Source organism: Ruegeria halocynthiae, from assembly GCF_000743705.1.
GTDB classification, from domain to species: Bacteria; Pseudomonadota; Alphaproteobacteria; order Rhodobacterales; family Rhodobacteraceae; genus Ruegeria; species Ruegeria halocynthiae_B.
The window spans coordinates 431,021-444,332 of the sequence record NZ_JQEZ01000001.1 but is presented as its reverse complement, the minus strand read 5'-3'; the positions used below and the strand labels follow the sequence as shown (position 1 = coordinate 444,332).

12 protein-coding genes are annotated in these 13,312 nt (G+C 57.7%); 6 read left to right on the top strand and 6 right to left on the bottom strand.

The genetic code is table 11. The annotated features are described in order from the left end of the window. Positions 1–42 precede the first annotated feature (42 nt). The 3 genes from JT51_RS02110 (at position 43) to rpiB (ending at position 2,348) form a co-directional block, all read left to right on the top strand. A complete protein-coding gene (locus tag JT51_RS02110) occupies positions 43–1,245 on the top strand; it encodes a multidrug effflux MFS transporter (protein WP_200876055.1) in 1,203 nt (400 codons plus the stop codon). A gap of 107 nt (positions 1,246–1,352) precedes the next feature. Continuing rightward, entirely contained in the window at positions 1,353–1,775 is a 423-nt protein-coding gene (gene ndk, locus JT51_RS02105; protein ID WP_037307263.1) for a nucleoside-diphosphate kinase, read from the top strand. Positions 1,776–1,898: 123 nt separating this feature from the next. After that, positions 1,899–2,348 (top strand): ribose 5-phosphate isomerase B, encoded by a 450-nt coding sequence (gene rpiB, locus JT51_RS02100; RefSeq protein WP_037307261.1) that lies wholly within the window; start codon positions 1,899–1,901, stop codon positions 2,346–2,348. A gap of 5 nt (positions 2,349–2,353) precedes the next feature. Here the strand turns inward: rpiB and JT51_RS02095 are convergent, their stop codons facing one another. After that, positions 2,354–2,701 (bottom strand): TfoX/Sxy family protein, encoded by a 348-nt coding sequence (locus tag JT51_RS02095; protein ID WP_037309282.1) that lies wholly within the window; start codon positions 2,699–2,701, stop codon positions 2,354–2,356. Between the two features lie 239 nt (positions 2,702–2,940). Between JT51_RS02095 and JT51_RS02090 the strand changes: the two genes are divergently transcribed. Genes JT51_RS02090 through JT51_RS02080 form a run of 3 tightly spaced genes read left to right on the top strand, consistent with a single transcriptional unit; the run spans position 2,941 to position 5,734 of the window. Beyond that, positions 2,941–4,512, top strand: coding sequence for a CHAD domain-containing protein (locus JT51_RS02090; protein ID WP_152563282.1), 1,572 nt, complete (start codon positions 2,941–2,943; stop codon positions 4,510–4,512). Between the two features lie 2 nt (positions 4,513–4,514). Continuing rightward, a complete protein-coding gene (locus JT51_RS02085; protein WP_037307259.1) occupies positions 4,515–5,270 on the top strand; it encodes a ParA family protein in 756 nt (251 codons plus the stop codon). Beyond that, a complete protein-coding gene (locus JT51_RS02080) occupies positions 5,267–5,734 on the top strand; it encodes a CYTH domain-containing protein (RefSeq protein WP_037307257.1) in 468 nt (155 codons plus the stop codon). The genes JT51_RS02085 and JT51_RS02080 overlap by 4 nt, the downstream gene beginning before the upstream one ends. Here the strand turns inward: JT51_RS02080 and JT51_RS02075 are convergent. The 5 genes from JT51_RS02075 to JT51_RS02055 form a co-directional block, all read right to left on the bottom strand. Beyond that, the gene (locus JT51_RS02075; protein WP_037307255.1) at positions 5,731–7,101 is read right to left on the bottom strand and encodes a sensor histidine kinase; all 1,371 of its coding nucleotides are present in this window, start codon (positions 7,099–7,101) and stop codon (positions 5,731–5,733) included. The two genes, JT51_RS02080 and JT51_RS02075, sit on opposite strands and share 4 nt — an antisense overlap. Next, on the bottom strand, positions 7,094–7,774 hold the full coding sequence (locus JT51_RS02070; RefSeq protein ID WP_037307253.1) for a response regulator transcription factor: 681 nt from the start codon (positions 7,772–7,774) through the stop codon (positions 7,094–7,096). Before JT51_RS02070 ends, JT51_RS02075 begins: the two co-directional genes overlap by 8 nt. 182 nt (positions 7,775–7,956) lie before the next feature. Continuing rightward, the gene (locus JT51_RS02065; protein WP_037307251.1) at positions 7,957–9,393 is read right to left on the bottom strand and encodes a Do family serine endopeptidase; all 1,437 of its coding nucleotides are present in this window, start codon (positions 9,391–9,393) and stop codon (positions 7,957–7,959) included. A gap of 748 nt (positions 9,394–10,141) precedes the next feature. Then, the gene (locus tag JT51_RS02060) at positions 10,142–10,747 is read right to left on the bottom strand and encodes a nucleotidyltransferase family protein (protein ID WP_037309277.1); all 606 of its coding nucleotides are present in this window, start codon (positions 10,745–10,747) and stop codon (positions 10,142–10,144) included. 31 nt (positions 10,748–10,778) lie between these two features. Continuing rightward, the gene (locus tag JT51_RS02055) at positions 10,779–13,196 is read right to left on the bottom strand and encodes a GcvT family protein (protein WP_037307249.1); all 2,418 of its coding nucleotides are present in this window, start codon (positions 13,194–13,196) and stop codon (positions 10,779–10,781) included. Between the last annotated feature and the right edge of the window lie 116 nt (positions 13,197–13,312).

Below are 13,312 nucleotides of genomic sequence, written 5' to 3'. Positions count from 1 at the left end.
GTGCTAGCGCTGATCCGATTGGCATATTCTGGCGGTCTCATAATGCGCGCGGCCTCTTCGCCCCCTTCTTTGGTTACTCTGGTGTTTGCCACGGCATTGTCGGTGCTGTCGCTGAACATGTTCCTGCCGTCGCTGGCCCGAATGGGCGAGGATTTTCAGGCCGATTACGCATTGGTCAACCTGTCCGTCGCCGGCTATCTGGCTGTGTCAGCAGTGCTGCAGCTGATCATGGGGCCACTGTCCGACCGGTTTGGACGCAGGCCCATCCTGTTGATCTGCATGGCGATCTTCGCCTGCGCGTCGGTGGGCTGTGTGCTGGCCGAGTCGATCTGGGTCTTCCTTGGGTTTCGCCTGATGCAGGCAGCGGTGGTCGCGGGGCCGGTGCTGTCCAGCGCATCCATCCGGGACATGTATTCACCAAATGAGGCGGCCAGCAAGCTGGGCTATGTCGCCATGGCAATGGCGCTGGCCCCGATGCTGGGGCCGATGCTGGGCGGGGCTATGGATATGCTGTTCGGCTGGCGCGCGGGTTTTGTCCTGTATTCAGCCTTTGGCGTGGGAATGTTGCTGCTGCTTTGGGCGGATATGGGTGAGACCAACACCAACCGTTCCGCGACCTTTGCCGCGCAACTGCGCGAATACCCGCATCTGTTTCGCGCCCGCCGCTTTTGGGGCTATACGCTGTGTGCCGCGTTTTCGATTGGCGGGTTCTTCAGCTTTATCACCGGCGCACCGCTGGTTGCTGCGGCGTGGTTTGATCTGAGCCCGGCCATGCTGGGGCTGGGCATCGGGATCATCACTGGCGGCTTCATGGTGGGCAATTTCATCACCGGGCGCATTGCGGCCAAAACGCGCCTGACGACGATGATCCTGATCGGACGGATAGTTGCATCCACGGGTCCGCTTTGTGGGTTTGTTCTGTTTCTGGGCGGACAGGGGTCGGTTTGGGTGTTCTTCGGCGCTGCCGTGTTCGTGGGGTTCGGCAATGGGCTGACAAATGCCAATGCCGCCGCCGGTCTGATGTCCGTGCGGCCACAGCTGGCAGGCAGCGCGGCCGGGCTGTCGGGGGCGATGACCGTCGGTCTGGGCGCTGTTCTGACATCGTTGACCGGCGTATTTGTCAGCCCCGAAAATGGTCCGTATCTGGTGCTGGGAATGATGTGCGCCAGCAGTTTCATGGGCCTGCTGGCCGTGCTTTACGTGCGTTGGGTAGACCAGCGCCACCCGCTGCCCGACGCAATATGACCAGGCGTTCCATCATTGCACTTTTCATGGCGTAAATACCGTGTTAGGCGGCGCGCGATGGATTTCGGCGCGGGGCTGTCTGCGCCTTTACTTAAGGAGAGGCCGACATGGCACTGGAACGCACATTCTCGATCATCAAACCTGATGCAACCCGCCGCAATCTGACTGGCAAGATCAACGCCAAGTTCGAAGAAGCGGGCCTGCGCATCGTCGCGCAAAAGCGCATCCACATGACCAAAGCGCAAGCTGGCAAATTCTACGATGTGCACGCCGAGCGCCCGTTCTATGACGAACTGTGCGAATTCATGTCGTCCGAGCCGGTTGTTGTTCAGGTTCTGGAAGGCGAAGGCGCCATTGCCAAAAACCGCGAAGTCATGGGCGCAACCAACCCAGCAGACGCAGCCGCCGGCACCATCCGCGCCGAGTTCGCTGAATCGGTTGGCGAAAACTCGGTCCACGGTTCCGACGCACCTGAAACCGCAGCGGTTGAGATCGCCTACTTCTTCTCGGGCATCGAACTGGTCGGCTAAGCCGGTGATTGCAGTTTGAAAAAGGGCCGTACCCGGAAACTGGTACGGCCTTTTTCGTGGAAAAATGACAGGTGGGGATGCCGGAAACATCTGGCGGACCCAATGGAAAACGGGTGAACAAATATGACCGACAGCAAGCGCATCGTACTTTCCAGTGATCATGCGGCCATCGCGCTGCGCCAGACCATCGCCAAACATATTGCGGCGCAGGGCTGGGATGTGGTCGATATCGGCCCGACAACACCCGAAAGCACGCATTACCCCAAGCATGGCGAAGCCGCCGCACAACGTGTCGCATCGGGCGATTTCCGGTTCGGCATCATTCTGTGCGGCACGGGGCAGGGCATCATGATGGCGGCCAACAAAGTCAAAGATGTCCGATGCGGTGTTTGCAGCGACACGTTTTCCGCCCGCATGATCCGGCAGCATAACGACGCCAACATGCTATCCCTTGGTGCGCGCGTGACAGGCGAAGATCTGGCCCTTGAAATCGTGGACGCGTTTCTGTCCGCCGAATTCGAAGGCGGCCGCCACGGCACACGCGTGGACATGATCAAAGCGCTGGAGCGATAGGCCCGTCAGGCCAGCTTTAGGTCCTGCGGGGTAACACGAACCCCGATCGCGTCCAGATCAGCGATCATCTGCGATTGCAGCGGGGTGCTGACGCTTGCCTTGATCGCATCAAAGCGGTCGCGCAGGGCCATTTTCTCGGCCCCTTTGCAATCGTTCCACGGACGACCCTGCAATCCCATGACCAACACGTAATACCCGATGAAATGCGGCTTGGTCCCGGCCTGCAACAACCGGGTATAGGCAGCATCGGCACCCAGATCGCGCAGCTCTTGCGCCGAATGGATACCGGCGGTCGCGCAAGCCTGTTCAAAGGCCGGGCCCAGGTTTCGGATTGAGGAGACAGGATCTGACATACCCTCACTCTTAGCCACCTCGGCAGGCGCTGTCACCCGGTTGTCGGGGAACAAGTCCACCGCCGTGTGACGTTGCGGGGGTAAGCGGTAGATTGGTGTTGATCGTCTTATGAATATCCGGTCTCATGACCTCATGCTGTCAAGAGGTTATCCATGCCCAATAGCAAGGAAGCCCGGGGGAACTTGGGTGAACGCGTTAACACTAGATTTCTGGCGATGGGTGGCACAACGCGAATGACTTGCAGGATACTGGCACCGGGCATTGGTGCGCCGTCCCGGAAAGGGTTTTGGTGATGGGGCGGGGCAACCGGGTTTTTATCATTTGCGAAGGTTTCGATCTGGGCTCATTTTCCAGATCAATCAAAGACCTGACGCTGATATCCGAAGCTGCACACGCACCTTGTCAGTTCGATCTTTTGGATTGCCACGATCAATCTCTCAGGGCTGGTGGGCGGCTATTGATCGACGCTGGCGACACGCTGCAACTGATGCGGGACGACGGCGAAATTTTGTCTCAGAAAGGTTCAGGAAAAGGGCGGTTCGTCCAGGATTTGCCTGACGGCCCGGTCCGCAGTGCCTTGAGTGGTTTCCCCCGACTGCGCGCGTTGATGAGCATTGGTTCCGGAGCGATTGAATCCTTCACCTTTGCCGGCCTCGACGATCTGCAAAAGACCCAAGTGCGCGGGCGTGTGATGACCTTATCCTCGAACGATGGGCAGGTGACAATCGCTGTGGTGCAGCCGATGCAAGGGTATCGCCACGCGTTCAAAACAGTCTGTGCGGCGCTAGAGCGGGTTGCTATCAAGGAACACGGAATCGCGCCTGTGTTCCAAAACCTGATACCCTTTGCCGTACCCTATCAAGCCAAGCCAAAAATCAGGCTGGAGGCTGAGGAGCCCTCAATTCAAGTGGCTTCGGACATCATTCGCTCTTATCTGGCCGTCGCGCGCCAGAATGAGGCTGGGGTGATCGCTGATACCGACACCGAGTTTCTACACGACTACCGTGTCTCGCTGCGCCGTATCCGATCAGTGCTGAGCCTGTTCAAGGGCGTGTTTACACCCACACAAACGGCCGTACTTAAACAGGAATTCTCGGACCTGATGACACCCACCGGGCGGGTTCGGGATTTGGATGTGTGGCTTCTGAAAAAAGAACAATATTTCAATCTGCTACCGGAAAATCTTCATGCCGGTATGAACGTTCTGTTCGCCCAGTTCGCGAAAGAACGTCTGCGTCTTTGGTCTGAGCTTTTCAACCGATTTCGTAGCGCGCCCTATGAAAAACAGATGAACCGGCTTGCCGCGCAGTTTGCCGATACCGGTACGCTGCACCCCGGGCCCGACGCGGATCGCGGGGCTTATGATTATGCCCGCGCGCTGATTTGGAAGCGATACGGCAAGCTATGCAAACAGGCGCGCCGCATCACCCCGAAAACCCCGGATGAGGCCATCCACGATTTGCGCATCGACTGCAAGAAACTGCGCTATCTGATGGAGTTTTTTGCCCCGCTGTTCGACTCAAAGGCATTCAAGAAGATTATCAAGCCTTTGAAAAAGCTTCAGGAAAATTTAGGTCTGTTCAACGATTGCTCGGTTCAGCAAGACGCGTTGCTAAGGTTTGTGGCGGATCAAAGCAACACCAAGGGCCGCGTAGATGCGCAACTGGCACTGGCGGTTGGCGGGCTGATCGCCGTACTAGGTCAGAAACAAAAAGCTGAGCGCGCTTGTGTGATCGCCAGCTTTCAGCATTTTGACAGCCCGAGTATCCAGCATCTTTTTCACAGCTTGTTTCACAACCCGGAGGACTGAGATTGAAAATCATTGCCTGCTACAGCAACAAGGGTGGGGTGGGAAAGACCGCAACCTCGGTCAATCTGGCGTACGCCTATGCCCATGCAGGGCATACAGTATTGTTGTGCGATCTGGACCCACAGGGGGCGTCGGGGTTTTACCTGCGTGTTAAGCCGTCCAAAAAGCTGACGGATGCGCGGTTTTTCGAAGATGTCGAACGGTTTACAAAATCAATTCGCGCCAGTGATTTCGATGGGCTGGACGTGCTGCCCGCCAATCTGACCTTCCGTGATTTTGATGTGTTTCTGTCGCGGATGCGGAACAAACGCTCGCGGTTGAAAAAGGCGCTGACCATGGCCGGCAGCGACTATGACGTGGTCATTCTGGATTGCCCGCCCAATTTTTCGACCTTGTCCGAGAACGTGTTCAAAGCCGCTGACCAGATCGTGGTGCCGGTAATTCCGACAACCTTGTCCGAAAGGACATTCGATCAGCTTGTCGGATTTTTTGACCAGCGCAAGCTGCCCAAGAAAAAGCTGAGCGCCTTCTTTTCAATGGTTCAGGGGCGCAAGACCCTGCATCAGGATACGATAGAGGCCATGCGGCAAAAGTATCCCAAACGGTTCCTGCAAACATCGATCCCTTTTGCGGCGGATATCGAGCGTATGGGTCAAAACCGAGCCCCGGTCAGCATCTATGCCGGACGCAGTGCGGCAAGTCTTGCGTATCAATCGTTGTATGAAGAGTTAGAAAATACAAAGGGTTCCGCCAAATGAGCACCGAGATTGAACGCAAATTTCTGGTCGCGGATATTCCTGATCTGGATAAAACCGAAAAAGCCGTTGTGCGTCAGGGATATCTGACAGCGCCCGACGATTCCACCGAGCTGCGCCTGCGGCAAAAGAACGACAGGTTCTATCTGACGCTCAAGGGCAGGGGTACTCTGGTTCGGGTCGAGCGCGAGGCTGAAATTTCAGCGGAACAATTCGAAACCTTCTGGCCGGAAACGGAAGGGCGTCGGTTGGAAAAAGAACGTTACACCGGACGGTTGGTCGACGGGCGGATTTTTGAGCTGGACGTGTTTCTGGGCGCGCTTGCGCCGCTGCGCCTGGTTGAGGTCGAATTCGCAACCGAAGCCGAGGCGCAGGACTATACCCCTCCGGACTGGTTCGGGGCTGATGTGACTGCAGATAAACGTTATAAAAACAAGATGATGGCGATCAGCGGTGTACCGTCTTAGGGTTTGCCGGCCAGTTTTATCACCGCCTCCAGCCCCGGATCACGGTTGTGCGCCTCAAACGCCCCGCCATGCATGTGAGAGATGGCAGCAACCAATGCCAACCCCAGCCCGGAATTGCGTTCGGTTCGGGCGGGGTCCAGCGTGACAAACGGCATCTGCAAACGCGACAGGTCTTCCTGCGATACGCCCGGACCGCAGTCGCGGACGCTGAGACAGGTAAAAGGGCCATCGTTAGACAGGTGTATCGTGATTGTCGTATCCTGCGGCGCATAGCGCATCGCGTTTTCCAGCAGGTTGGACAACGCCTGAGACAACAGCGGGCGATGCCCAAGAATGGGCGCCACCGTTCCGGTGACCTCTAACCTGATACCCTGATCGGCGGCGACGGGATCGTAAAGTTCGGCGACGTCTTCGACCAACTGCCTTAGATCAACATGATCAAACTGTTCCCGGCCAACACCCGCCTCTGCCCGCGAGATTTCGGTCAACTGGCCCAAAACCCGTAGTACGTGGTCGATTTCCGCAGTCGCGCGGGCAATATCGACCTCGCGATCCTGATCGGTCTTCACGGGGTCCGACAGCGCTTCGACCCGTTGTTTGAGACGCGACAGGGGCGAGCGCAGGTCGTGCGCGATCGAATTCGATGTGGTGCGCAGATTGCTGACCAATTCCTCAATCCGATCCAACATGGTGTTGAGCGTTCCGGCGACCTGATCGAATTCATCCCCGTTGCCGCGCAGGGGCATCCGGCGCGCAAGATCGCCCGAGACGATGTTTTCCGCGGTGTTGGCGATGTCTGACAGGCGCGAAAACACCAGCCGGGTAAACAGCCAACCGGTCAGAACGCTCAGCGCCAGGGCAATCGCCAATGCGATACCGACCGAACGCAACAAAACCCGGTCGAACTGCTGGCGGGCCAGGGCATCCCGCCCAACCAGCAAGCGTTCGCCGCCGGGCAGACGAACCGAGGCCGCCGAGATTGGCACCAATTGGTCGTTGTCGGCCCGTCGCAGTTCCAGATCGACCCAGCCACTGCCGGCGGTGATATCTTCGGGCCATTGCTTCAGGTTTCCCGCCAATTTGGCCCCGAACCGGTCGGTCAGCAGATACAGTGCGTCCCGGTCGGACGCCGTGGGAATGCGTCTTTCGATCGCCCGCATCAGGCCGATCAGGCCGCGCCGTTCATATTCGTCCGCCAACCCGGTCAGTTCGGCTGAAACAACCGAGCGGGTTTCGCCTTCGATGCTGCGGTTGGCCGTAACATAGACCAATGCAAGCACCGTCGCCGTCAGCAACGTGCTGAGGGCCATGCTGGCCAGTACAAGACGGGTTCGGGAATTGTTGAAGGAAAGTCGCAGGTTATCCATCAGATATCATGTACCCGGCGCCCCGGACGGTTTCAATCAACGGTGCCTCGCCGCCTTCGTCCAACTGCCGCCGCAGCTTTGAGATATGGACGTCAACCACATTGGTATTGGGGTCGAAATGATAATCCCAGACGCCTTCCAGCAGCATGGTGCGCGACACCACGCGATTTTTCCGGCGCAAAAAGAATTCCAGTATCTGAAACTCGCGCGGGGTCAGGGTGACTTCGCGGCTGTTGCGGGTGACCTTGCGGGTCAAAAGATCCATCTCAAGGTCGCGGCATGTCAGGGTCGGGCTTTCCTCAGATTCTTGCGGGCGTCGTAATAGGGCCTCGATCCGGGCGTGCAGTTCCTGAAAGGAAAACGGTTTGACCAGATAATCGTCAGCCCCAGCGTGCAACCCTTTGACTCGCTCGTCGACGGCGCTCATCGCGGTCAGCATCAGAACCGGGGTTTTCACACCTGCGGCGCGCATCGACTTGATCAGCGAAAGACCATCCAGGCCGGGCAACATTCGATCCAGCACCACCGCATCAAATCCGCCATCGGTGGCGTGATACAGGCCCTCGCGGCCGTCAGCGGCCATTTCGACCACATATCCTTCTTCGCCAAATCCCTTGGCGATAAAGTCCCGGGTGTCTTCGTCATCTTCAACGATCAGCAGTCGGCGGCTCATGATCCGAGTTCCTTTCTACCGGGATTTAAACACAAATTTTTGATAATGCACATGGTTTAGGGCAGGGGACATGCCGGGTGCGTCGCAGCGCACCCGGCCGTTCTGGCGGTTTGCGGACAATTCAAACCCGCCAGAGAGGCGCCCGCCAGATTTCCCCATCAGTGGCGCGCGCTGGTGTCAGATCAGGCGATTTCCACCGCCACAAAGATCTGGTTTCCGCCGCGGTTGATCAGCACAAGCGCGGGATCGGTCTTTTCGCTGTCCAGCGCGGCCTTCAATGCGTCCGGCGTCGCGGTTTCCTGACCGCCCAGCTTGACGATCACATCCCCACGCTGAAGACCGGCCTTGGCTGCGGGGCTGTCGGGCTTCAGGTCTGTCACGATCACACCATTGACGTTTTCGCCAATACCCACATCCGACCGGTTCGTTTCCGTCAACGGGGCCACGGTCACGCCCAAAGCGGTGCCAGACACGGTTTCATCCACGGATTTGTCAGCTTCGACTGACGCGCTTTGATGCTGGCCGATGGTCAATTCAAGCTGCTGTTTGCTGCCATCGCGCAGAACGGTCAGAACACTGTCAGAGCCGACTTTGGTCGTGCCGACAAGGATCGGAAGATCGCTGCTGGTCTCGACCGCTTCATCGTTGAACGTCAAGATGACATCGCCTTGCTGCAGCACGCCTTCGGCCGGGCTGCCCGATACGACATCCGAGACCAGCGCCCCGGTCGAGGCGTCGATGCCCATGGCGGCCGCGATTTCCGGGCTGACGTTCTGGATTGATACACCCAACCAGCCCCGGCTGACCTGACCGTCGTCACGCAGATCGGCTGCGATATGTTCGACAATGTTCGACGTCACAGCAAAGCCCAGCCCCACAGATCCGCCGCTGGGCGAATAAATGGCAGAGTTTACGCCGATCACTTCGCCTTGCATGTTGAACAATGGACCGCCCGAGTTGCCCTTGTTGATGGCGGCGTCGGTTTGAATGAATTCGGCATATGGCCCCTGTGAGATATTGCGCCCTTTGGCCGAGACGATCCCGGTGGTGACGGTCGAATGCAGGCCAAACGGGTTGCCGATTGCCACAACGTCTTCACCAACGCGGATCACTTCGCTGTCACCCAACTGTACCGCTTGCAGGCTTTCGTCGGCGTCGATCTTCAGGATTGCGATATCGGTTAATGGATCGGTGCCGATGACTTCGGCCTCGTACGACCGGTCATCATTCAGTCGTACAGTCACAGTCGTGGCGTTGTCGACCACGTGGTGATTGGTGACGATGTAACCGGCTTCGTCCAGCACAAAGCCTGAACCCAGACCTTGTGACGGCCCACGTTGCGGCGTGTCGAACCCTTCGGGTGTGCCAAAGCGCTTGAAGAATTCGCCGAACGGATGCTCGTCGGGGTTAAAGTTTTGTCCTCTGGCCGGGGCAGGCGCGGCTTTCTGTTCGGCGACAATCGTCACGACCGAGGGCGATACGTTCTCGACAAGATCGGCCAACGCCTCATCCGCGAGTGCGGGCAGGGCGGTTGTCGCCAGCATTGCAGCGCCCAACGCGCTGATGCCAACCCAGTTGGATGTGCCTGTAATAAGACGAGGGGATTTGCGGATGCTCATTTTGGTCTCCTGTTTATCTCACGCGAATGGGGCCGCGCGTTGAAACAGGAGATGATGCGTCAGTCTTTTTCTTTCCTGACTAAAAGATTAAGAAATCTTAATTTCGCCATAAACGACCTGTTGTATGCCGCCGACCCACAGAAGGGAATCGGAGGATTTGCGCGAATCAGATACCGCGAATCGGTGGATTGTTGCCGATATGGGCGTCAAATGACGAAAAGCATTGAATTGAATCAGATTTGTTAACAAAACAGCCGTTGATTTTCTGCCTTTCCAGACGATCCACTTTGGGTTGTAGGGGTGTATGCGCGGAGCAGAATATATCCACAACAATTCTTTACATAACCACCAGAACGGACATTAGGTCTGATCATAACATGGGGTGACGCCGGGTCACTTGATGAAATAAATCCCCCTTAGGTTGAGTGACGCATGGTTGCATGTTGCGGAAAAACCATTCTGACATGCTGAAAATTAACCTTTATCTCTAATTTATCGTTGTTTGAACGTAACGGATCGGTGACGATGAATGTGCCCAAGCGAGGGGGAGCCGGCGGCACTAGGGGGTGCCAACGGCTTGTCACAGTTACTGGAAGCGCTGAGCGGCATGTTAACGAGGGGGTCTTGTTTAGGTTCAGCGGCAGATTAGCCGGATTGCGAATAGCTTTTTGGTAGCGCTTTTAGGATTGGTGAAAAGTGGTAGTCCTAATTTGGGCAATCGGCCCGGTCGACTTCGACCGGGCCGTGTTCATTTCTGAGGAGTGTTTACTGTTCGCCACTTCGCCCAATCTTCGGGTGTATCCAAATCCAGCAGAGCGTTTCGGTCGGGCAGAGGGTGCAGGTACACCTTGTCTGAATGCGCGCGCACGACGGCCCGCGCACCATCGTCTCCGGTCAGGCGGCTGAGAGAGGTGAACAGACTGCAATCAAAGATCACCGGATGCCCTGGTTCGCCCGCTGAGGTCGCGCCGCGCCAGATCAGGTTATCCGGATAGGAGCGGACCGAAGCCATCAGCGCGTTCAGATCGTCCGTGGTGAGATCCGGTAAATCCGCCAGCAATACCATAACGGCCCGCGCGTCGGCTGGGACATGCGCCAGCGCCCCTCGCAGGCTGGCATTTATGCCTTCATCTGCATCTGGAATGGCTACTTTCTGGACGGGCAGCCCCAAAAGTGCCTCGTACCGGGGGTGCGGCCGCGATGGTAGGGCAACAATGACCGGTGCACACGCCAACGCTGTCTGCGCCGAGCGCCGCAACAACGGTACGCCGTCAATGGTTTGCTTCAGCTTGTCCCTGGCCCCCATACGGCTGGAACGTCCGGCGGCCAACAAGATGATGGGTATTTGTGTCATGCCGCCACCATGCCGCCGGATCGCGGCCAAGTCATCCCCGCATTCGCGCGCCATCCGCATCAAACAGCGGGGTAGAGATCACACGGGCCTTGCGCAATTGCCCAAGGATTTCGATTTCGACCTTTTGCCCGTCAATGGCGCGACCTGCGGGCAGAAATCCCATGGCAATGGATTTTTGCGCATAATGGGAATACCCGCCTGATGTACAGAAGCCGACGACGCCGCCATCCAGCCAAATCGGTTCATAGGCATTGACGTCCGCGTCATCGGCGTCGACCTCGAACGCGACCAGCTTGCGTTTCGGCCCTTGGGCTTGTTCAAGCTCAACCGCAGCACGGCCGATAAAGTCGACGTTTTTGGCAAGCGATACAAAGCGGTCCAGCCCCGTTTCAGTTGCTGTATAGTCGGGCGAGAACTCTCGCATCCACGAACCAAAGAATTTGTCCAACCGCAGGCTCATCATGGCGCGCATCCCAAAGGGTGTCATTCCGTGGGCTTTGCCTGCCTGCCACAATGTCCACCACAATTGCCGCTGGGCCATCGGATCGCAGTAGAATTCATACCCAAGATCGCCTGTGTAGCTGACCCGCTGCACAGTGCATTCTGTCATGCCGACAGTCATGCGCCTTACGTCAAGGAATTTGAACCCTGAAAGGTCTGCACGGGTGCACGCGGCCAGCACCTTAGTGGCGTTGGGGCCAGCGATCTGAAATCCGTTCAGGCGGTCGCTGATGTTTGCAATGTTCACCCCGTCGGTTTGGTGTTGCTGAAACCAGCGCATGTGAAAGGCCTGGCTGCCATACGATGCGGTAAGCTGAAATTCGGTTTCAGCCAGACAGAACACAGTGAAATCCCCGATCAGTTTGCCTTTGGGCGACAGCATGGGCGTCAGCGACAAACGCCCCGGTTGTGGAATGCGCCCGGCCATGATCCGGTCCAGCCAGCCACGGACACCGGGGCCAGAGATGCGGTATTTTCCGAAATTGTGAACCTCGTTTATACCGACGCCGGAACGTACGGCCCGCACCTCGCGCCCTGTGGCGTCAAAAGCGTTAGAGCGCCGGAATGACGGTGTTTCGTACCCGGGCTCATTATCCTGTGCAAAGTAATTGGGGACCTCAAGACCATATTGCTGACCCCAAACCGCGCCCAGATCGCTGAAGATGTCATACATCGGGGTGGTCCGGTTCGGGCGTGCGGCGGGTAACTCTTCGTTCGGGTAGGCGACGCTGAACCGCTTTTGATAATTTTCGATCACCTTGGGGCGCGTATAGCCGGGGCTGATCCAGTCCCCGAACCGGGCCACGTCCATGGCGAAAACGTCGCGTTCAGGCTCACCTTCGATCATCCATTGTGCCAATGTCAGGCCAACACCGCCGCCCTGGCTGAATCCGGCCATCACGCCGCAGGCTGACCAGTAATTGCGCAGACCCGGAACAGGTCCAACCAAAGGGTTGCCGTCGGGCGCAAAGGTGAACGGCCCGTGGATCACGGATTTCACACCTGCCTTTTCCAATACGGGAAAGCGTTTATAGGCGAATTCGATGCTGTCGGTGATCTTGTCGTAATCGTCGGGCAGCAGCTCGTGGCCGAAATCCCACGGCGTGCCATCCACGGCCCAGGGCTTGCAGGGCTGTTCGTAGAATCCGATACACAACCCGCGCCCTTCTTGCCGCAGATAGCTTTCCCCGGCCGGGTCCATGACGTGCGGGTGCTCGGCGCCGGTGTCGATGATGGCTTCAATTTCGGGGATGGCGTCAGTCACCAGATACTGATGTTCCATCGGATGCAGCGGGAAGTAGACGCCCGCCATTGCTCCGACCTCGCGCGCCCACAGGCCACCTGCGTTGACCACATGTTCTGCGTGAAGCGTGCCCTTGTCCGTCACGACGTCCCAGGTGCCATCCGGGCGCTGGTTGGTTTCGCGTACCATGCAGTGGGTTTCGATGGTCGCGCCGCCCATACGGGCCGCTTTGGCATAGGCATGTGTGGTTCCGGATGGGTCCAGATGCCCGTCCAGCGGATCGTACAGCGCGCCGATAATCCCGTCGGTGTTGGTGATCGGAGCGATTTTCTTGATTTCGTCCGGCCCGATGATTTCAGTTTCCAGACCCATGAAACGATGCTTGGCACGCTCGGCCAGCAGCATGTCGAACCGATCCTGATTATCGGCCAGTGTCACCCCGCCAACGTGGTGCAGGCCACAGGACATGCCAGTGATCTCTTCCAGTTCCTTATACAGCCGGATTGTATAGCCCTGCAGTGCGGCCATATTGGTGTCGCCATTCAGCGTGTGAAATCCGCCCGCAGCGTGCCAGGTTGATCCGCTGGTCAGCTCGGACCGTTCCAGCAGGGTTACATCCGTCCAGCCCAGCTTGGTCAGGTGATACAGAACCGAACAGCCGACAACGCCCCCGCCAATCACAGCTACCTGAGTTGTGGTTTTCACGACATACCTCCGTGGATTTTGGAAAATCCTGCAAGAGCGTCGGGGGCATTACTGCTCTGTTCACGACATCAGCTGTCGTTGCTTTTGGTTTTCCCTGAACGCCGTGCGCTTGGGTC